The following is a 21,242-nucleotide window of genomic DNA, read 5'->3' as shown; positions in this document are numbered from 1 at the left end:
CGGGCGGACGCCCCTAGCATCGGGACTACATTTGCGGCCAACGATGGCCGTAGATCCCGTCTCGCACCCCGGGGGTCCCCATGCAACAAGCGTCCACCACATCCGTCGTCGTCCGTCGGCTCGCTGCCGCCGTCGTGCTCCCCGGTGTCCTGACCAGCATGCTGGTGCTGGCCCCGGCCTCCCAAGCGGCAACCGATACAGCAGGCATCTGCAACGGAGTGGTGAACCAGCTTGCCCACCGCGGCACCGTGCAGGAGAACCTGCTCAAGGCGGCGGCGCGCAAGAATGCCGTTCTCATCGCATCCCTGCAGGCCGAACGCGCCGGGCTGCAGACGAAGGCGGACGGACTGACGGCGGAGATCGCCGCGGCAGACAAAGCTATTGCGGACCTTGAGGCAGAGGAAAAGCAGCTGGTAACGGACGCAGGCTCCGCGGAAACCCAGCTGGCCGGACTCCTGGTCGCCCAGGCTAACGCGGCCCAGTCGGTCGCGGATACCGAGAAGGCTCTGGCCGGACTCAAGGCAGAGATAGCCACCACCGAAGCTCAACTCACGCCGCTGCAGGAGGAGCTTGGCGTGGCCCAGGCCGAGGCTGCGCAGCTCAAGCAGCAGAAAGCTGCCGTAGAAGCCCAGGAGGCAGAGAAAAAGGGTGAGATCAGCGCGTCCGAAGGCGAACTCTCGGGGCTCCAGGCGGCAGCCGACGCCGCCGCTGACGCGCTGGCAGGAAAAAACGCCGACATTGTGGAGGCTCAGGGCGACCTGACAAACCTCACGGCGGTCGCGGACGACGCAGCGGCAGCGGTTACCGCGGCCGCTTCGGCGGTCAGTGACGCGGAAGCCGAGCTGACGCGGCTCGAAGATGCGGGGGAGGCCGCGCAGGCGCAGCTGGAGGCCCAGCAGGCGAAGGTTGCGGAAGCAAGAGCCACACTCGTTACCCTGCAGTCCACTGCCCAATCTGCGGCTGATGCTGTGGCCACCAGGAACGCAGAGATCGGCACGGCGCAGGGCGAACTCGCCGCGCTGCAAACTGCCGCCAGCCAAGCGGCGGATGCCCTGGCCGACAAGAACGCTGCGATCACCCAGGCCCGGACGGAGTTGACCTCGCTGCAGGCCAATGCGGCGGCCGCGGCGTCGGCTCTCGCAGCCAACACCAACCAGATTGCCGCCGCCAGCGCGGAGATCGCCACCCTGGAGGGACAGCTAACCGCCGCAACCGCCGCGGTCACGGCCAAGCAGGCTGACCTGACCACAGCACAGTCCCAGCTCGCGGCGCTGCAGGCCACCAAGGCATCGCTGGAGGCCGAGATCGCCAACCTGACGGCTCAAATCGATGCCATCAACGGCAACTCAATTAAGAAGCGGAATCTCCAGGATGAGCGCGCCCTCAAACAGGCCGAGTTGACCACCGTGAACGGCCAGATCACCACCAAGAACGCCCAAATTTCCGGGTACCAGGGTGATCTGACCACTTTGCAGAATTCAGTCAACACCCTCAACGCCCAGCTCCTGGCCAAGCAGCAGGAAAGCAGCGCCCTGCAACAGCAGGCGGCGCCGCTGCAGGCCGCGCTGACCACAGCCAACGCCGCTGTCGCCACCAAGGAAGGCGAGATCGCGACGCTCAACGGCCAGGTTCCGGCGCTCCAGACTGCGGTCAACGATGCCAATGCCGCTGTCACTGCCAAGCAGGGAGAACTCAGCGTGTTGGAGGGTCAGCTGCCCGCGCTCAAGGATGCCGCGGCTACGGCCGCAGCCAACGTAGCGGCGCAGGAGACGGTAGTGGCGGACCTGGAGGCTGCACTTCCGGGACTGACCCAGGGCGTGGCTGAAGCCCAAGCCGCAGTCGCGGAACAGAAGAACGTTCTCAGCGGGCTCCAGACCAAGCTGGCCGAAGCAAACGGTGCCCTTGCAGCTGCCAATGCGGCTGTCGAGGCCAAAAGGGCAGAGGTCAGCGGGCTCCAAAACGAGTTGCCGGTCCTCCAATCCGCCGTGGACAACGCCAACGCATCGGTTGTGACCAAGCAGGGTGAGATCGCGGGCTTGAACGGGGAGCTGGACACCCTGGTCGCCCAGCTGGCGGTCCTCAACGAGCAGATCTCAGGCAAGGAAGCTGACGTGCTGCGTCTGCAGACCCAGGTGGCTCCACTGCTGGACCAGCTCAATAAGCTCAACGGCGAGATTAGCGCCACGGAGGCTCAACTCAAGACGCTCCAGGCACAGCTGACGGCACTGGACCAGCAGGTTACGTCCGCCCTGGGCCAGCTCAACACTCTGACCGCGCAAAAGAAGGTCAACAAGGATGCCGTCGATTTGCAGAAGGCGAAAGTCAAAACCCTCCAGGCCCAACTTGGCAGCGTCCAGGACCAGATCGCTGCCATCGACGGGCAGATCGCCCTCGGGGGCTGCGTGGCCTAGCGCAGCGGGAAACTAGCACAGGTGAGCTAAAACGCAGCGAGGGGTCGCCGGGCAGGGCGGTCCCTCCTGCGTGTCCGGCGCCACGGCGACATCCAGAAATAACCCGGCCGCCGCCGTCGTTGTCGCCAGTGTGCCTGTTCCGCCACCGGAACGGACCGCCACAGCTCCGCTACGAAAGGCCGGCTCCTCCGTGACTGTTCCGCTTTCCATCCTTGACCTGGCCACCATCGCGAAGGGTCAAACAGCGGCCGAGAGTTTCGCCGGCAGCGTGGCCATGGCGCAGCGGGCCGAGGAACTGGGCTACCGCCGGGTCTGGTACGCCGAGCACCACAACATGTCCTCCATCGCCTCCTCGGCCACGAGCGTGCTGATCGCCCACATCGCGGCCAACACCAGCAGCATCAGGCTGGGCGCCGGCGGCGTGATGCTGCCCAACCACTCCCCGCTGACCATCGCCGAGCAGTTCGGCACCCTGGAGACGCTGCATCCCGGACGCATCGACCTCGGCCTGGGCCGTGCGCCGGGCAGTGACCAGAACACCATGCGGGCCCTCCGCCGCGACCCGATGTCGGCGGACAGCTTTCCGCAGGATGTCCTGGAACTGCAGGGCTACCTGACCGGTCCCACCCGCATCCAGGGTGTGGAGGCCACGCCGGGCAAGGGCACCAACGTGCCGCTGTACATCCTGGGGTCCTCGCTTTTCGGGGCCCGGCTGGCAGCGCAGCTCGGGTTGCCGTACGCCTTCGCCTCGCACTTCGCACCCAACGCCCTGCAGGACGCCGTGGCCGCCTATCGCCGCGAATTCAAGCCCTCGGCCCAGCTGGACGCTCCGCATGTGATCGCCGGCGTGAATGTCATTGCGGCCGATTCAGCCGCCGAGGCGCAGGAGATGTTCCAGGCCACCAAACGCGCCCGCGTGTCCCTGTTCTTCGGCAACGGCAGGGTGTTCACCGACGATGAGGCGGACATGATCCTCGATTCGCCGCAGGGCCAGCACGTGGCGCAGATGATGAAGTACTCGGCCATCGGCACTCCGGATGTGGTGATGGACTACCTCGACGAGTTCACTGCCCATGCTGACGCGGACGAGCTGATCGTGGCCCACCAGAGCAACGGAACAGAGGCCCGCCTGCGCTCCGTCGAACTGCTCGCCGCGGCAGCCGGGATGGCCCGGGTCTAGGCGCCGCCTCCCCGGCCGCGGATGTCCGCGGTCGGGTGCCGCGGCCGCACCGGACCGCTCGCCCGACCCGGCAGCAAGCACACAGCCCGTGTGGCAGAACGTCACGGAAGATGCGGATGTGACAATAACAGCCGCACGGAGTCTAATAAGTGCATGACTGTTGAGCCGGACGTACGCCGTGCCCTGGTCATTGAGGACGATGAAGACATCCGCGGCCTGCTGGTCCACATCCTGACCAAGCAGGGTTTCCAGGTTTCCTCCGCCTCAACGGGGCGGGCCGGCATTGAACTGATGCAGCGCGACGGCGCTGAACTGGTGACTCTGGACCTGAACCTGCCCGACATCGACGGCGTTGAGGTCTGCCGCGAACTGCGCCGCTTTTCCGACGCCTACATCCTGATGATCACCGCCCGCGGCGAGGAACTGGACCGCCTGACCGGGCTCGACACCGGCGCTGACGACTATCTCACCAAGCCCTTCAGCCCCCGCGAGCTCGGGTCCAGGATCACCGCACTGTTCCGCCGGCCGCGCGCCAGCGCCGTACACGAAGCCGCAGTCCAGGACGAACTGCGCCGCGCCGTCGAGGTCCAGCGCAGCCTGCTGCCGGCGGAGGGCCTGTCCCTCGACGGGTTCGACATCGCCGGGTCGTTCCGGCCGTCCCGGAACGTCGGCGGCGACTTCTTCGACTGGTACCCGAACGACGGCGGCCTGCAGCTGACGCTGGCGGACGCCATGGGCAAAGGCATGGGGGCCGCGCTGATCGCGGCCACCGTCCGCGCCGTCATGCGTTCGGTTGCCCACAGATCGCCGCTGGGCGAGGCCTTCCAGTCCGCGGGGCGGATCCTCGAAGCCGACCTGGAGCAGTCCGCGTCCTTCGTCACGCTCTTTCACGCCCGGCTCGCCGCATCCACCGGCATCCTGAGCTACGTGGACGCCGGCCACGGACTGGCGCTGCACATCAAGGCGGACGGCAGTTCTTCCCGGCTGCTCACCGGCGGACCGCCCGTCGGAGCCTGGCCGGGCCAGGAATGGGACGCGCACCAGGTTTCGCTGGAGCCGGGCGACTCGCTGGCAGTGGTCAGCGACGGCCTGCTCGATGTCTACCCTGACGTCGAGGTCCTGACCGCCGTGGTGGCGGGCACTGTGTCCGCCAGCGCCAGCGCGCAGGCAGCCTGCGACGCGGTCCTGGAGCTGGCCTCCGGACGGGACGTTTCCGACGACGCCACAGTGGTTGTGCTGAAGCGGGCTCGGCGGTAGCTGCCCGGGAGCCGCCTTCTGCCTCTAAAGGAGGGCGCGCACACGTTACATTCCCGCAATGACAGGGATATTCTGGTGTAACGACGGCACAGGAAACTGGGGGTATGTCCCTCGCCGGACTTTCTCACGCATCATTGGGGATTATCCGAAGGACGTCGACTGTGCCTACTCCGCTCAACCAGACCGTGGCCGATTCCGCACTCCTGACTCGGTCCCTGCCGCTCGGCCTGCTCCGCGCCTTTGTGCAGTCGGATGCAGCCGACGACGGCCTCACGCCGAACCTGCTCGCTGAACTCAAGATCCTTGCCCGGACGCCCGGGCTGCTGGTGGCCTGCAACTACGGCGGCACCCTCTGTGATGCGGAAGGCATCTCCACCGAAACCTTGCCGCTGGGCAGCGCCGCGATCGCCCTCCGGGCCCTGGCCGCCCTGCCCAATACCCACGCCGCCGTCATCTCCGGAAGGTCGCTGCGGGATCTGGCGGCCGTGTCCCGGCTTCCGGCGGAAGTGCACCTGGTCGGCTCGCACGGGGCGGAATTCGACATGGGCTTCGCCCACGGGCTCTCGCTGGCCACCGAATCCGTCCTGCAGCAGGCGAGCCAGGCCCTGGTTGAAACCATCGGCGCCTACAAGGGGATCAGCATCGAACGGAAGCCGGTGGCGGTGTCCGTGCACACGCGGCCGGCCTCGCCCGCGATCGTCGCCAAAGTGCTGGAAAAAGCCGAGGCAGTGGCCCGCGCCCACGGACTGTTCTACATTGTTGACGGTTCCGTGCTGGACCTCTCCGTGGTGGAACCGTCCAAGGCCGACGCCTTGGAGCATCTCCGTGCCCGCCTGGGCGTGAGCGCCGCCCTGTATGCCGGTGATGCCTCCAGCGACGAACTGGCCATGGCCACGCTCCGCGGCCCGGACATGGGAATCAAGGTGGGGGAGGGACCAACGGCCGCGTCCCACCGGCTGCGGGATCCCGAATCTTTCGCCCGGGTACTGGCCATCCTGTTTGAACTGCGGCGGGCGTGGCTGTTCGGGGAGGACGCCGTCGGCCTGGAGCGCCACTCCATGATCGGCAACGGCTCGTCCACGGCCCTGATCACCCCTGAAGCCAAGGTGTGCTGGATGAGCCATCCGCTGCCGGACTCCGGGTCCCTGTTCGCACATATCCTGGGTGGCGACGCCGCGGGTCACTTCTCGGTGGAACCCGTCAAGGCGTCCCAGGTTCTGGGTCAGCGCTATGTGGACAGCACCATGATTGTGGAGACCCGCTGGGCAGACGTCACGGTGACCGACTACCTCGAACCGGCCCCGGACGGGATAACCAGCCTGGTCCGGGTGCTGTCAGGCAGCGGCGCGGCCAGGATCGTCTTCGCTCCCCGGCCCGACTACGCCAACGCGCCGTTCAGCATGGAGGCCCGGGGCGAGGAACTGCACGTGGTGGGCACCTCGGATCCCATCATCCTGCTGGCTCCCGGCGTCAGTTTTTCCATCACCTCGGACGGCCGCCATGCCACTGCCACCGCCGACGTCAACCTGCAGAACGGGCCCGTGGTGCTCAACCTGCGCTGCGGTGACACCGATCCAAGCCACGCCCAGGTGAGCGGCGAAACGGAGCGCCGTGCCGCCGTCGCCCATCACTCCCGGCGGTGGGTCCAGGACCTGGCGCTGCCCGGCGTCAAGCCATCGCTGGTGCGCCGCTCGGCGCTGGTGCTCCGCGCGCTGGTGCACGAACCCACCGGTGCCGTGCTCGCAGCGCCCACCACGTCACTGCCGGAAGGAATCGGCGGCACCCGGAACTGGGACTACCGCTACTGCTGGCTGCGGGACGGCTCCATGACCGTCAACGCGCTGGTGGACCTGGGCTCCACCACGGAAGCGTACGGGTTCCTCCGCTGGCTGGGCCGGATCCTGGACAACGCGCCCGGGCCGGAATGGCTGCACCCGCTGTATTCGGTCACGGGAGCACCGCTGTCCACGGAGGCCATCATCGAAAGCCTGCCCGGCTATGCGGGATCCCGCCCCGTCCGGATCGGCAACGCAGCGGACCACCAGGTGCAGCTCGACGTGTTCGGGCCCATCGCTGAACTTATCTCCGCAGTGAGCGAACGCGAGGGCGCGCTGGAGGATTCGCACTGGGAGCTCATGGTCCAGATGGCATCCGCGGTGATGGCCCGCTGGCATGAGGCCGATCACGGCATCTGGGAAGCGCGCCGGGCCCCGCGGCACCACGTATACACCAAAGTCATGTGCTGGGTGACTCTGGACCGTGCCCTGCGCACCGCTGCCCGGCACGGCAGGGAACCGGAACCGTCCTGGGCGCCCACCGCCGCAACCATCCGCGAGGAAGTCCTCCGCGAAGGCTGGGACGACGGAGCGGCCTCCTACACCGTGGCCTACGACAGTCCGGACCTGGACGCAGCGGTGCTGCACATCGGCCTGTCCGGCCTGCTGGACGTGAACGACCAGCGGTTCCTGGACACCGTCACCGCCGTGGAACGGGAACTTCGGGTGGGACCCACGGTCTTTCGGTACAGGTACGACGACGGCCTGCCGGGCCTGGAGGGCGGCTTCCACATCTGCACCACCTGGCTGATTGAGGCCTACGTGGCGGTGGGCCGGATCGAGGAGGCGTGGGATCTGTTCGACCAGTTGGTGAACCTGTTCGGTCCCACCGGCCTGCTGCCCGAGGAGTACGATCCCGGCACCGAAACCCACCTGGGCAACCACCCGCAGGCGTACTCGCACCTCGGCTTCATCCGCTGCGCCCGGCTCCTGGACCAGCACCAGAAGAACTAGGTCAGGAGCAGGGCCACGACGATCATTGCCGGGACGGCCACAACCGTGGTGATGAGAACGGTGTCCTTCGCCACGGTGATGCCCGTCCGGTAGCGGCTGGCCGCCACGAAAACGTTCTGGGCGGTGGGCAGCGCGGACGTCACCACGACGGCGAACAGGGCATGCCCTTCCATGCCGAGCATCCGGGCGAAAACGTAGGCGATGGCCGGATGGATCACGAGCTTGAAGGCGCTGGCCAGGAGGGTGTCGAGGCGGCGGCCGGCGGCTGCCTGCAGCGGCCGGGAGCCGTTCAGGCTCATGCCGAACGCGATCAGCATGGCCGGGATGGCTGCCCCGCCGATCAGGTGGATGGGCTGCATGACCAGCTCCGGCACCTGCCATCCAGTTCCCGCCACCACCAGGCCCAGCGCGGAACCCACGATCATCGGGTTCTTGAGGATCATGAGTGCGAAGCGGGCGGGCGTGGTCCGGTGTGCGCTGGTGGTGGCATCCAGCGCCATCAGGAAGAGCGGCGTGAAGAAGGCCAGTTGGAAGATCAGCAGCGGCGCCACGTAGCTGGCGTCGCCGAGGACATAAACGGCGATGGGGATGCCCAGGTTGGCGGAGTTTGCCAGTGACGCGCTCATGGACGACATCAGCGACTCGGGCACGGTCCGCTTCAGCAGGAAACGGACAATCACGAAAAAGAGTGCGGCCGTGACCATCGCACCGACGGCGGTGACCAGCAGGGGAGCGGCAAAGACATCGTGGAGCTTGGCCTTGCCGAGCGTCTCGAAGAGGAGCGCCGGGCTGGCCACGAAGAAGGTCAGCGAGCTGAGCACGGAACGGGCGTTCTCCCCGAGCACATTCCGTCGGCCCACGAACATACCGACCAGGATGATGCACCACACCACGAAGAAGCCCGCGAGAACGCCTAGCACCCGAACGTCCCTGAAAGCGTCCCTGGCGGTGTCCTTGGCAGGGCAGGCGGGCAGGGGTTAGCGTTCACCATCCCAGCCTAATCAGATTTAATCAGCCTGAAGCCGGAGTGTGGGCAGGATCTCGGTATCCGGACGGGCCGGATTCCGGCCGGGGACACTTCCGGATCCGCGCCATGCCGGGGCGCCCGGGCTGGCTGCCCGCTTAGTTCAGGGCGGAATTGTTAAGGGCGAACGGCGGCCGCATGAGGCCGCGGGTGTGGCCCTCGGCGGGGTCGTTGCCGATCTGGACAATCTTGTTGTCCTTGTCCACGTGGACAACCTTCGGCGTGTAGGACCGGGCCTCTTCCGTGGTCATCTCGGCATAGGTGATCAGGATGACGATGTCATTTTCGTGCATCAGGTGCGCGGCCGCCCCGTTGATGCCGATGACACCGGAACCGCGCTCGCCCGCGATGGTGTATGTCTCCAGGCGGGCGCCATTGGTGACGTCGACGATCGCTACGAGCTCTCCCGGGAGAATGTCCGCAGCCTCCAGCAGGTCCAGGTCAACGGTGACCGACCCGACGTAGTGCAGATCGGCATGCGTGACAGTGGCCCGGTGGATTTTGGACTTAAACATTGTGCGATTCATAACGTGTTCAGTCTAACGCCCGGTGTAATTCCGCGCTGTGACGTAGGCAACTCCCCTGCTGGGGCCGCGAACATGGCCATGCCGGGGATCATGCGGACTTGGCCTCCGGCGGGACAGGCCCCGCCGGAGCAATCGAGTCGGCGGTTATGGCCAGCACTTCCCGGGCGGCCAGGATGGCGGGCCGCTTGACGCTGGACCGCCGCACGGACGTGAACACGGTCCGGTGCGGATTGCCCGGCAGGAGCAGCAGTTCCGCCGACGTTCCCCGTCCGGTCCAGACCAGATCCGGCATCAGGCCGACGGCGTTGCCGGACTCGATCAGCCGGATCTGTGCCTGCAGGTCGGCAGTTTCGTACCGGACGTCGGGCTCAAAGCCGGCGCTCCGGCAGGCCTGTTCGGCCCAGTGCCGGGACGCGGCACCTCTCGGCTCCATTACCCATGCGAGGTCCGCCGTGTCCTCGAGCGAACTGATGGGCGGCAGGCCCTTGTCCGGTCCGGGGATGGCCAGCCGGATGGCGTCGCCGGTCAGCCGGAGGCGGTCGAGTTCCGCGTACCGCGGGGCGGCGTGGCCGGGATACTGTTCCGCGATGACCAGGTCAAAGTCCCGGGCCCACGTTTCGTGCAGGGCAGTCTCCGGCTCCCGCTGGACCATTTCGATCCTGACCTCGGGGTAGCTGGCGGCCATCCGCGTGAGGGTGCCCGGCATCAGGGCCAAGGCCGCGGACTGGAAGACGGCGATCCGGACCGTGCCTGTAACAGTGGTCAGCGAGGCCGCCAGGTCCGCCTCGGCCTGCTCCAGGGTTTCGAGTAGATGGGCGGTGTGTGCCACGAGGACCTCGGCCTGCGGGGTCAGCTGGACCCGGCGTCCGGTCTTGCGCAGCAGCTGGACTCCGGCTTCCTTTTCCAGCAGTGCCAACTGCTGGGAGACCGACGAGGGACTGTACTGGAGGGCGTCCGCCACTTCGGCCAGGGTTCCCCGGATCTTCAGTTCACGGAGCAGCCTCAACCGCCGGACGTCGAGCATGGCTGTTCCTTCGCTAAATCTAATGAATATTAATTAGGAGAATTCACTTTATCTAATGCAATTGGGCTTGCATACTGATCCAGTGAGTTACCCCCGTCACAGACCCTCGCCAGGGCACCGCGATGGGGCCGCACCCCAAGCAGGAGTTCCTGATGAGTACTAGAGATACCACCCAATCAATAATGCGGCGCAAGCCACTCGACGACATTGAAGAAGAAAACAAGCACAGCGGACTATTCAAATCGCTCGGCCTCTGGCAACTGACAGCCATCGGCGTCGGCGGCATTATCGGCGTCGGGATATTCTCCCTCGCCGGGCTGGTGGCGGCCGGCAATGAAGACACTCCGGGTGTGGGGCCCGCAGTGCTGTTCTCATTCCTCATCGCGGGCCTGGCCTCAGCGGCGGCAGCGCTGTCGTATGCAGAATTCGCGGGAATGATCCCACGGGCCGGTTCCGCTTACACATACGGCTATGTGGCCCTGGGCGAAGTGATTGGCTGGTTTATCGGCTGGGACCTTCTGCTCGAATACATCGCAATCGTAGCGGTAGTGGCTATCGGCATTTCCGGCTACTTTGACGCTTTCCTCTCCGGCATCGGAATTCACCTTCCGACGTGGATGACCTCGACGGCTGATGAAGGCAAGGGCGGCATTGTCAACATTCCCGCCATCCTGGTCTGTCTTCTGGTGACCTGGATCCTGTCCCGCGGAACCAAGGCTTTCGGCCGGTTTGAACTGGTAGCCGTGGCCATCAAAGTAGTCCTGATTCTGTTCATTATCGGCCTGGGCGTCTTCTACATCGACACCAATAACTACAACCCGTTCATGCCCAGCGGTTTCGGCCCGGTGCTGGCGGGCTCTGCGACCGTCTTCTTCGCCGTGTTCGGGTACGACGCCATGAGTACGGCGGCCGAGGAAGCCACGGACGGCAAGAAGCACATGCCCAAGGCCATCGTCCTGTCTCTGATCATCGCCATGCTCCTGTACGTGGCGGCCACCCTGGTCCTCACCGGAATGCAGAACTACAAGGACATCGATCCTGCCGCCGGTTTCGCCTCAGCGTTCACCAGTGTCGGCCTGCCCGTGATTGCCACCATCATCTCGGTATTCGCCGTTCTCTCCATCCTCACGGTGATGCTGACCTTCCTGCTCGGCGTCACCCGCGTCTGGTTCTCCATGAGCCGCGATGGTCTCCTGCCCGGCTGGTTCGCTGGAACGGACAAGCACGGAACTCCTCAGCGCGTGACGTGGATTGCCGGTGTCGCTTCGGCGCTGCTGGCGGGCGTCTTCCCCATCAAGGCTGTCGCCGACCTGACAAACATTGGGATCCTGGCAGCATTCGTGGTGGTCTGCGTGGCCGTGATCGTCTTCCGTTACAAGAAGCCCGATGCGCCCCGCACGTTCCGCCTTCCGCTGATGCCGTTCATCCCGGCTTTCGGCGTCCTGGCCTCCGCGCTGCTCATCTGGCAGCTTCCCGCGGACACCAAATGGCGCTTCGTGATCTGGCTGGTCATCGGCCTGATCATCTACTTCGGCTACGGCCGCAAGCACTCGCTGATGAATCCCGACAGCCCGCGGCACGAAGAAGCCGTGGAGATGCACCGCCCCGTGGGGTAGCAGTCCGACGCTCTCTCACTTCCTGCAACGAATAACCGGACGCTTTCTCAGATCCGGTGCCATATCGACGAACCCTCTTTCACCTCGGTGGGGGAGGGTTCGTCGTTTGTGTGCGAAAACTGAGAGAGCGTCGCCTGGAAAGCTGCAGGAAGTGAGAGAGCGTCCGGGGTGGATTCCGAACGTTCGGACGGGATTTTTAATCGTTGGGTTTTCTAACCTGTATTGCTCAGAAAACATCGCTTTATCTTAAGTGACCCGAGGATCATACTGAAGGAAAGAACGACCTCACCAACGGAAAGAACGAGTGTTAGATATGACCAACATTTCAACGGAGCCCGGCGTCTTCACCGGGAAGGCGGCCACCGAACCGGCCGTTGCAGCCACGTCCCACGTGCCCGAAGCCCAGGCCCTGGCCGGCGACGCAATCGGGCTGGTGCGCCACTGGTTGACGGAAGCCGCCAAGGTCCCCGTGGATGCCTCCGCTGAACAGCTCGCCGGCGTTCTGAAGGACCCCAACGGGCTCGACTTCACCGTTGGCTTCGTGGACGGCGTGGTCCGCCCCGAAGACCTCCGCGTGGCCGCCCGCAACCTTGCTGCCCTCGCGCCCAAGGTCCCGGCGTTCCTTCCCTGGTACATGCGCAGCGCCGTCCGCCTCGGCGGCACCATGGCTCCGGCCCTGCCGCAGGTGGTCATCCCGGTCGCCCGCCGCGTGCTCCGCGAAATGGTGGGCCACCTCATTGTCGACGCCACCGATGCCAAGCTGGGACCGGCCATCGCGAAAATCCGCAAGGACGGCATCAAGCTCAACGTCAACCTCCTCGGCGAAGCCGTCCTCGGCGAACACGAGGCCTCCCGCCGGCTCGAAGGAACCCACACGCTGCTGGCCCGCCCGGACGTGGACTACGTCTCCATCAAGGTCTCCTCCACCGTGGCCCCGCACTCGCCGTGGGCCTTCGACGAGGCGGTGGAACACGTCGTGGAAAAGCTCACTCCGCTGTTCGCCCGCGCAGCCTCCTTTGCCGGTGCCGGACAGAACGCCAAGTTCATCAACCTGGACATGGAGGAATACAAGGACCTGGACATGACCATTGCGGTCTTCACCCGGATCCTGGACAAGCCGGAGTTCAAGAACCTTGAGGCCGGCATCGTGCTCCAGGCCTACCTCCCGGATGCCCTGTCCGCCATGATCCGCCTGCAGGACTGGGCCGCCGCCCGCCGCGCCGACGGCGGCGCCGCGATCAAGGTCCGCGTGGTCAAGGGCGCCAACCTGCCCATGGAACACGTCGAGGCTTCCCTCCACGACTGGCCGCTGGCCACCTGGGGCACCAAACAGGACTCGGACACCAACTACAAGCGCGTCATCAACTACTCGCTGCACCCGAACCGGATCAAGAACGTCCGGATCGGTGTGGCCGGCCACAACCTCTTCGACATCGCGTTCGCCTGGCTGCTCGCCAAGCAGCGCGGCGTGGAATCCGGCATCGAATTCGAGATGCTGCTCGGTATGGCGCAGGGGCAGGCCGAAGCCGTCAAGAAGGATGTGGGCTCGCTCCTGCTCTACACCCCCGTGGTGCACCCGGCTGAGTTCGACGTCGCCATCGCCTACCTGATCCGCCGCCTCGAAGAGGGCGCGAGCCAGGACAACTTCATGTCCGCAGTGTTCGAGCTCAGCGAAAACGAAGCGCTCTTCGAGCGCGAGAAGCAGCGCTTCCTCGCCTCGCTGGCAGAGCTCGATGACCAGGTTCCGCCGGCCAACCGCCGGCAGGACCGCAGCCTCGCGGCCGAGCCCATGCCGCGCGACTTCTTCGAGAACACCCCGGACACCGACCCGTCCCTGCCGGCCAACCGAGACTGGGGCCGCGCAATCCTGGAACGCGTTCCGTTCTCCACGCTTGGCAACGACTCCGTGGAAGCCGCCACCATCGCGGACGCAGAGACGCTCAACACGGTGATCGCCACGGCCGTCGAAAAGGGCAAAGCCTGGGGCGCCCTCAGCGGCGCCGAGCGCGCCGTCGTCCTGCACCGTGCGGGCGATATCCTGGAGGCCCGCCGCGCCGACCTGCTTGAAGTCATGGCCAGCGAAACCGGCAAGACCCTCGACCAGGGCGACCCGGAGGTCAGCGAAGCCGTGGACTTCGCCCACTACTACGCCGAGTCCGCGCGCAAGCTCGACGACGTCGACGGCGCCACGTTCGTGCCCGCGAAGCTCACCGTGGTGACCCCGCCGTGGAATTTCCCGGTGGCCATCCCGGCCGGCTCCACCCTCGCGGCACTCGCCGCCGGCTCCGCCGTCGTGATCAAGCCCGCCAAGCAGGCCCGCCGCAGCGGTGCCGTGATGATCGAAGCGCTCTGGGAAGCCGGCGTGCCGCGCGACGTGCTCACCATGGTCCAGCTGGGCGAGCGTGAACTCGGCCAGCAGCTGATCTCCCACCCCGCCGTGGACCGTGTGATCCTGACCGGCGGCTACGAAACCGCCGAGCTGTTCCGCTCCTTCCGCAAGGACCTGCCGCTCCTCGCCGAAACCAGCGGCAAGAACGCCATCATCGTCACGCCCAGCGCGGACCTTGACCTCGCCGCCAAGGACGTCGCCTACTCTGCCTTCGGGCACGCCGGCCAGAAGTGCTCCGCCGCCTCGCTCGTGATCCTGGTGGGCTCTGTGGCCACCTCCAAGCGGTTCCACAACCAGCTCATTGACGCCGTCACGTCCCTCAAGGTTGGCTACCCGGAGGACCCTGCCAGCCAGATGGGTCCGATCATCGAACCCGCCAACGGCAAGCTCCTGAACGCCCTCACCACCCTTGGCCAAGGCGAAAGCTGGGCCGTTGAGCCGCGGCAGCTGGACGAGTCCGGCCGGCTCTGGAGCCCGGGCGTCCGCTACGGAGTGCGCCGCGGATCCTACTTCCACCTCACGGAGTTCTTCGGTCCGGTGCTGGGCGTCATGACAGCGGACACCCTGGAAGACGCCATCGCCATCCAGAACCAGGTGGAGTACGGCCTGACCGCCGGCCTGCACTCACTGAGCACCGAGGAAGTGGGGCTCTGGCTGGAGACCATCCAGGCAGGCAACCTCTACGTCAACCGCGGCATCACCGGAGCAATCGTGCAGCGGCAGCCGTTCGGCGGCTGGAAGAAGTCCGCCGTCGGCGCCGGAACCAAGGCTGGCGGACCCAACTACCTCGCCGGTCTCGGTGCCTGGGAAAGCAAGCCGAGCACTGCCGCCGGCGCATCGGCAGCCGTCACCAATGCGGGCGTCCGCCGCCTGGTTGGTGCCGCGAAGGGCTCACTGGACGGTGCCACCTTCGAATCCCTGCAGCGTGCACTGGCTTCCGACGCCCTCGCCTGGGCCAAAGAGTTCGGCACCGCCAAGGATGTCTCCGGCCTGAGCGCCGAGCGGAACATCTTCCGCTACCGCTCCCTGCCGGTGACCGTCCGGCTCTCCGCGGATGAACCTGTCGTTGCCCTGGTGCGGACAGTAGCCGCCGGCGTCCTGGCCGGGTCGGCACTGACGGTATCCACCGCCGTCGAACTTCCTGCTCCGCTGCAGGCGGCGCTCACTGCACTGGATATCACAGTCACCGTGGAGGACGACGCCGCGTGGCTGGCCTCCGCGGCGGGGCTCGCCGCTGCAGGCAAGCTGTCCGGCGGACGGATCCGGCTCCTGGGCGGCGACGCGACGGCGCTGGCCAAAGCCACCGGCGGGCGACCGGACCTTGCCATCTACGGCCACCCCGTCACCGAGGCCGGCCGTGTGGAGCTGCTGCCGTTCCTGCACGAGCAGGCCGTCAGCATCACCGCGCACCGCTTCGGAACCCCGAACCACCTCTCGGACACCCTGATCTAGGACGCAGTTCGGTAGCCTCACCCAGACGGGTTCAGGCCAAAAGCAATCGCCGCCGGCGGCCACCCTCGGGTGCCTGCCGGCGGCGATTCGTTTCTGTTGAGGCGAGTATCAGGTTAGGTGATTATCAGGGGAGTTGCGGCTAGCCCAAATACCAGCCGGGCGGCACCCACGAGGCTGGGACCGAGTGTGCCGAAAAATCTTCGCAGCCGGTGCAGAAGTACGTAACTTCGCCCGGCTTCCGGAGTGTGCCGTCGTGCCGGTACTTTGCCGGGACGAAGGTCTCCAAGTAAATAAACTCATCCGTGCCGCAGCGCTCGCAGTAGGGGCTACCCACAAACTCGGTGTCCACCAGGGTGGCGGCGGCGTGCGGTTCGCGCTGAGTGACTAGATCAGCGTGTGCGCTTGATTCATGATGTGCTGGCGTGTTGCGGTGCGTCCCTACCGCCAGCGGGCGTACCGTTTTTAGTGAGTGGACTGAATTTGAGACTGAAAGATGCGGGTGGTTCGTGGTTGGCGTCATCGCATGCCTATCCCGAACGTTGTCCGACAGGCGCCCCCAAGGCAGCGGCGGCGGACACGGTTCGTCATCGAATCGTTGTCATTGGCTTCTGCATAACCTTTAACAGAATTCAAGCATAAATTACGCGCGTAATATCTTCAATCACTTACGCGCACTAATCGTTTATGCCCGGAAAGTACTTACTTGGTTAAGTGCTGTTAATGCCACTACTTGGGCGGTACCCAACTGCTACGCGGAGCGCTTCAGCGTGCGCCCCACAATCGCCTGGGTGAGCGCCTCGATCACCTCGGCATTGGCAAGAGGGTTGCGGATCAGGGTGAAGTCGACGTCTCCAACCGGCGGCAGGTCAAAGCGTCGGGTGATGATCTTGAGGTCCTCGGGGACCAGCGAGGACGGCATGACGGCCACGCCGATGCCCGCCCGGACCGCCGCCAGGACGCCGCTGATCTGCCGGGTGGTGCAGGTGATGCGCCACGTCCGGCCCCGGGATTCGAGGGCGTCAATGGCAAGCTTCCTGCTAAGGCTGGGCGAGGGGTAGGCGATCAGCGGAACAGGATCCCCTGGTTCAAGTGCCGTCTGTTCCAGGCCCACCCAGGCGAACGCGTCGTGCTGCACCACAGTCCCGTCCTTGGCTCCGGCAACCCACTTCACGAACACGAGGTCCAGCTGGCCGGCATTCAGTTTCTTGTAGAGCTGGTCGCTCTGGCCCACTGTGAGTTCCAGGTTGATCTGCGGGTAGATCTGGCGGAACTCCCGGAGGATCCGGGGGAGGCCTGTGATCGCGAGGTCGTCCGCCGTGCCGAAACGCAGCCTGCCGCGCATGGCGGACCCGGAGAAATAGCGGGAGGCGGCATCGTGGGCCGCGAGGATGGTCCGGGCGAAACCTGCCATGGCATCGCCGTTGTCCGTCAGCCGCACATCCCGCGTGTCACGGGCGATCAGCACCCGCTTCGCCGCGGCTTCCAGCTTGCGCACGTGCTGGCTGACAGTGGGCTGGGCCAGGCCCAGCCGCTCCGCCGCCTTCGTGAAGCTCAGGGTCTCGGCGACAGCCAAAAAGGACCGGAGCTGGGCGGGTTCAAACATGGCACTCCTGGGGTGGCGGGCGGCGGACGCGGGTGTCGGAACCCCCGTGAGGGCGGCCCCGCGCCTGGCAGTATTACGGTTCGCAATGTTAGTTATAGGAACAATACGCTTCCATAATCACTTTGGGCCACCATAGCGTGGAGGTATCCCGCTCACCCGCACCTTTTGAGGATTCCCTGTGGCACCCCCTCCGCCTTCCACGGCAACCGTCAGCCAGCCCGTCATCGAGTCCGCCGCCTCCGCCTGTTCCCCGCCCTCGCAGACTGATCCGCCGCAGACTGCGCCAACGCGGCCCGCGGACGCCACCCAGCCGATCGCCGTCGTCACTGAACGGCTCCCGTGGCGCCACACCTTCATTTCCCTCCGGGTCCCCAATTTCCGTATTTTTGCCATCGGGCACTTCATCGCGGTGGTGGCGCTCTGGATGCAACGGATCGCGCAGGACTGGTTGGTGCTGCAGCTTTCCGGCTCGGTCACCGCCGTCGGCATCACCGTGGCGCTGCAGTTCATGCCGTCCCTGGTGCTGGGGCCGTGGGGCGGGATGATGGCGGACAGGTTCCCGAAACGGAAGATCCTGGTTCTGTGCCAGGCCGTCGCGGCGTTGCTCGCAGCCGCCCTGGCTATCCTCGCGCTCAGCCAGCGCATTGAAGTGTGGCACGTCTACACCATCGCCCTGGTGCTGGGCCTTGTCACCGTCCTTGACCAGCCGGCACGGCAGGTTTTCGTTAACGAACTCGTCGGCCCCACGTACCTGCGCAACGCCATCAGCGTGAATTCCACAACCTTCCAGCTGGGCGGGCTCATCGGCCCTGCAATCGCCGGACTTCTGCTCACCGCCGTGGGGGCCGGCTGGGCCTTCGCCGCAAACGCCGTGGCCTGCTGCTCAACGGTGGCCATGCTCCTGCTCCTGCGCAAGGACCAGCTGTTCATCAGTGCCCCTGCTCCAAAGCGCAAGGGAATGCTCCGGGAGGGGCTGCGGTACGCACTCAGCAAGCCGACCATCTACTGGCCGTGGCTGATGGCCGGGTTCATCGCAGTATTCGCCATGAGCCTGCCGGTGCTGCTGGCCGCCTTCGCGGACCACGTGTACGACGTCGGTGCCGGAGGCTACGGCCTGCTGAACGCGCTGGTTGCGCTCGGTGCGCTGGCCGGGGCCATTGCCTCCACCCGCCGCCGGCACCTGCGGCTGCGGTCAGTGGTCCTTGGCGCCGGAATGTACGGGCTTATGCTCTGCCTGGCGGCGCTGGCGCCGTCCATGGTGTGGTTCGGCGCGGCCATGGTGCTTTCCGGGTTCTGGTGCCTGATGTTCCTGACCGCCTCGAACCAGCTGGTCCAGATCAGCTCCAACATGGGGATCCGCGGACGCGTCATGAGCCTGTACATCATGGTGCTGATCGGCGGCCAGGCCATCGGCGGCCCCATGATCGGCTGGATCGCCGAGCACCTGGACCCGCACACCGCCATCCTGGTCTCCGGCGGGGTGCCGGTCCTGGCGGCGGTGACTGTCGCCGTCGTACTGGCCCGGCGCGGTGAGCTGACCCTCAAAGTGGACCTCAAGGACCGGCGCCACCTGCTCCGGATTGTCAGGCGAACGGCGAAGCGGCCGGTGCGCCGGCCTTCAGGACCGGCGCACCAGCCGGCCGCTACGCGCCCAGAGGGGCGTGCGGGTACTCCGCCTGCCGCTGCTGGAACTGCAGCACGTCCTTGTTGAGGATCTCTCCGCCGCGGATTTCGATGGCACGGGCGATCGTATCGTTTCCGGCCCATGCCTCGGGACCGGAAATGACGGTTTCCAGGAAGGGGAGCAGCGCTTCGCTGATCTCCCAGCTGGAGGAGTTCCACAGGTAGGACGGGCTGTGGTCCACGGCGTAGTAATCGATGTGGCTGCCCACCGTCAGCATGGGCTCGGCGAACGTTGTGGGTTTCGCCCAGCTGAAGCCCATGCCCTCATCGCAGGACACGTCCACGATCAGGCTGCCGGGACGGAACGCGCCAAGGTCCTCTTCACGCAGGTACGTGAGGGGGGCATTGGGGTCCTGCAGCGTGCAGTTGACCACGATGTCGCTCGCGGCGAGGAAGGGTGCCAGCGGCACCCTGCCGCGTTCGGTGATGACCTGGCTGAGGAACGGCGCCTTGTCGTCATGGTCGAACTGGGCGATCCGCACCGAGTGGATGGGCGAGCCGACCGCGGCCACGCCCCGGTTGGTCAGCACCTGGACATCGTGGATGCCGTGGGCGTTGAGCGCCGTGACGGCACCGCGGGCGGTGGCGCCGAAACCGATGACGACGGCGGAAAGCCGCCGGCCGTAAACGCCGGTGGACCCGGTCAGGGCCAGTGCGTGCAGGACGGAACAGTAGCCGGCCAGCTCGTTGTTCTTGTGGAAAACATGCAGGCCGAAGCCGCCGTCGCCGGCCCAGTGGTTCATGGCCTCGAAGGCGATCAGCGTGAGCTTCTTGTCGATGGCCAGCTGCGTGATGGCTCGGTCCTGGACACAGTGCGGCCAGCCCCAGAGGACCTGCCCGTCGCGGAGTTCTGCCAGGTCTTCGGGCTGCGGTTTGGGCAACAGGACGACGTCGGCGTCGGCAATGATCTGGTCGCGGGTGGCAATCCGTCCCACAAGGGAGGCCAGGTGGCTGTCCGAGACACCGAACCGTTCGCCGTAGCCCTGTTCAAGGATGATCTGCCGCCTGAGCTCCGGTGCTATGCGGTCCAGATGAAGGGGGTGGAGCGGGAGCCGCCGTTCGTCAGGCTTTCGCGTGCTGGCGAGGACTCCGAGGGTGAGGTGGTTCACGGAGCCGGTCACTTCTTTTTGGGGCTCGCTGACTTGGCGGCGGTCGCCTTGTCGAGGGAGCTGGCGGGCGCTTCCGAGGCCCTCTTGTCGGCGCGTTTTTCCTTGATGGATTTGCCGGATTTCTTGGATGCTGCTTGACGCGGGGACTTGTCAGCCATGATTGCTCCTGTAGCGGAACCGAAGGGGTTCCTGACTTCTGACGATACAGGTAGCCGCCTAATGCCAGGGGGGCAAGCCGCGGAGCGCGGGAGGCGACTGCGGCGGGTGATACTGGGAGGCGCCTGCAACGGGAGCGGCGAAGTTCGCGGGGAAATTGGAGCGGCTGACGGGAATCGAACCCGCGTATCAAGCTTGGGAAGCTAGCGCTCTACCATTGAGCTACAGCCGCATGGGGACCGGCCACAATGTGGTTGATAGTCCCGGTTGCGTCAACCGGATTTACTCTACCCCAGGCGCGCGCCGTCCCCGAACAGGGACACCGGAAAACGTTGGCGAACGTCCGCTCGCACACGTCACTGCGAACACGTCCCGCTTGCGTTGGCGGGAGCGGCTGGCCAACGGTTCGGCCAAAGAGGGCGCGGGGAACGCATTCCATAACTGTTCGGTTAAGGCACGGCGCAGGCGGCTCCGAAGCGGCCACTCCTGAATATCCTGAGGGGGTTAGCTGCAGTATCAGGGGAACGGGCTACGTCAGAAAGCTGTCCGACAATTAAGGGATCCCCGTGGCATTTGCAGAGTACGAGGTCGTCGTTGAACGCGATGCCATGACCGTGTACCAGTTCCTGCAGGACGGGCTGAATCTTCCCTCGTGGCGTGAAGGAATCCGTAGCATTGAACTGCGGTCCGGCGCCGTGGGCGCCAACGGCGCCGTTTACCAGCAGACCTTAACAGGGCCGGCGGGGCGCCCCATTGCCGCGGACTTCCAGATTACCCAGCTCAGGCCGGGCGCCGAGATCCAGTTCCAGGTGGTTGCCGGTCCCGCGCGGCCGCACGGCGGTTATTACTTGAGCACCGAGGGAACAAACACGCGGGTCCGGTTCGCGCTGGAATTCCGGCCCAAGGGGTTGGCCGGACTCATGGATTTCATGATCCAGCGGACCATGAAGGCGGAAGTCGCCCAACTTGAACGCCTCAAGTCAGTCCTGGAAGCCCGGCCGACGGAGCAATAGCCACCGGGT

Annotated in this window: 14 protein-coding genes and 1 tRNA gene; 8 read left to right on the top strand and 7 right to left on the bottom strand. The window is 65.8% G+C overall.

Annotation, left to right across the window (positions count from 1 at the left end; translation table 11 throughout):
• Positions 1–80 precede the first annotated feature (80 nt).
• From AC1DRE_RS10410 to otsB, 4 genes are all read left to right on the top strand, one after another.
• Positions 81–2,411 (top strand): coiled-coil domain-containing protein, encoded by a 2,331-nt coding sequence (locus AC1DRE_RS10410; protein WP_476984551.1) that lies wholly within the window; start codon positions 81–83, stop codon positions 2,409–2,411.
• 190 nt (positions 2,412–2,601) lie between these two features.
• Positions 2,602–3,591, top strand: coding sequence for an LLM class flavin-dependent oxidoreductase (locus tag AC1DRE_RS10405; RefSeq protein ID WP_476984550.1), 990 nt, complete (start codon positions 2,602–2,604; stop codon positions 3,589–3,591).
• Between the two features lie 153 nt (positions 3,592–3,744).
• Positions 3,745–4,848 carry a PP2C family protein-serine/threonine phosphatase gene (locus AC1DRE_RS10400; protein WP_476984549.1) on the top strand — a complete coding sequence of 368 codons (1,104 nt, stop codon included), beginning with the start codon at positions 3,745–3,747 and terminating at the stop codon, positions 4,846–4,848.
• Between the two features lie 161 nt (positions 4,849–5,009).
• Positions 5,010–7,637: a trehalose-phosphatase gene (otsB, locus tag AC1DRE_RS10395; RefSeq protein ID WP_476984548.1), complete on the top strand. Its 2,628-nt coding sequence runs from the start codon at positions 5,010–5,012 to the stop codon at positions 7,635–7,637.
• Here otsB and AC1DRE_RS10390 read toward each other — a convergent pair.
• The 3 genes from AC1DRE_RS10390 to AC1DRE_RS10380 all read right to left on the bottom strand — a co-directional run bounded on the left by AC1DRE_RS10390 (position 7,634) and on the right by AC1DRE_RS10380 (position 10,212).
• On the bottom strand, positions 7,634–8,557 hold the full coding sequence (locus AC1DRE_RS10390; RefSeq protein WP_476984547.1) for an AEC family transporter: 924 nt from the start codon (positions 8,555–8,557) through the stop codon (positions 7,634–7,636). The genes otsB and AC1DRE_RS10390 overlap by 4 nt on opposite strands.
• 202 nt (positions 8,558–8,759) lie before the next feature.
• Positions 8,760–9,188, bottom strand: coding sequence for an aspartate 1-decarboxylase (gene panD / locus AC1DRE_RS10385; protein ID WP_214949935.1), 429 nt, complete (start codon positions 9,186–9,188; stop codon positions 8,760–8,762).
• Between the two features lie 88 nt (positions 9,189–9,276).
• A complete protein-coding gene (locus AC1DRE_RS10380) occupies positions 9,277–10,212 on the bottom strand; it encodes a LysR family transcriptional regulator (RefSeq protein ID WP_476984546.1) in 936 nt (311 codons plus the stop codon).
• A 152-nt stretch (positions 10,213–10,364) separates the two neighbouring features.
• Between AC1DRE_RS10380 and AC1DRE_RS10375 the strand changes: the two genes are divergently transcribed.
• Together AC1DRE_RS10375 and AC1DRE_RS10370 are read left to right on the top strand one after the other, a co-directional pair.
• Complete coding sequence (locus AC1DRE_RS10375; RefSeq protein WP_476984545.1) at positions 10,365–11,828, top strand: amino acid permease; 1,464 nt, start codon at positions 10,365–10,367, stop codon at positions 11,826–11,828.
• A gap of 313 nt (positions 11,829–12,141) precedes the next feature.
• Positions 12,142–15,669 (top strand): bifunctional proline dehydrogenase/L-glutamate gamma-semialdehyde dehydrogenase, encoded by a 3,528-nt coding sequence (locus AC1DRE_RS10370; RefSeq protein WP_476984544.1) that lies wholly within the window; start codon positions 12,142–12,144, stop codon positions 15,667–15,669.
• Between the two features lie 748 nt (positions 15,670–16,417).
• Here AC1DRE_RS10370 and AC1DRE_RS10365 read toward each other — a convergent pair.
• Positions 16,418–17,272 (bottom strand): LysR substrate-binding domain-containing protein, encoded by an 855-nt coding sequence (locus AC1DRE_RS10365; protein ID WP_104174811.1) that lies wholly within the window; start codon positions 17,270–17,272, stop codon positions 16,418–16,420.
• Positions 17,273–17,450: 178 nt separating this feature from the next.
• Between AC1DRE_RS10365 and AC1DRE_RS10360 the strand changes: the two genes are divergently transcribed.
• A complete protein-coding gene (locus tag AC1DRE_RS10360; RefSeq protein ID WP_476984543.1) occupies positions 17,451–18,983 on the top strand; it encodes an MFS transporter in 1,533 nt (510 codons plus the stop codon).
• Here AC1DRE_RS10360 and AC1DRE_RS10355 read toward each other — a convergent pair.
• The 3 genes from AC1DRE_RS10355 to AC1DRE_RS10345 all read right to left on the bottom strand — a co-directional run bounded on the left by AC1DRE_RS10355 (position 18,916) and on the right by AC1DRE_RS10345 (position 20,452).
• Positions 18,916–20,076, bottom strand: coding sequence for a N(5)-(carboxyethyl)ornithine synthase (locus AC1DRE_RS10355; RefSeq protein WP_476984542.1), 1,161 nt, complete (start codon positions 20,074–20,076; stop codon positions 18,916–18,918). The genes AC1DRE_RS10360 and AC1DRE_RS10355 overlap by 68 nt on opposite strands.
• Complete coding sequence (locus AC1DRE_RS10350; RefSeq protein ID WP_364123723.1) at positions 20,073–20,222, bottom strand: hypothetical protein; 150 nt, start codon at positions 20,220–20,222, stop codon at positions 20,073–20,075. The genes AC1DRE_RS10355 and AC1DRE_RS10350 overlap by 4 nt, the downstream gene beginning before the upstream one ends.
• Before the next feature lie 156 nt (positions 20,223–20,378).
• A tRNA-Gly gene (locus AC1DRE_RS10345) sits at positions 20,379–20,452 on the bottom strand.
• Positions 20,453–20,786: 334 nt separating this feature from the next.
• On the opposite strand from AC1DRE_RS10345, the gene AC1DRE_RS10340 reads away from it, so the two are divergent.
• Complete coding sequence (locus AC1DRE_RS10340; RefSeq protein WP_104174808.1) at positions 20,787–21,233, top strand: SRPBCC family protein; 447 nt, start codon at positions 20,787–20,789, stop codon at positions 21,231–21,233.
• Positions 21,234–21,242 lie beyond the last annotated feature (9 nt).

Source organism: Arthrobacter sp. P4_H3 (genome assembly GCF_056400885.1).
The sequence above is the reverse complement of the archived record's forward strand: the minus strand, read 5'-3'. Positions and strand labels throughout refer to the sequence as shown.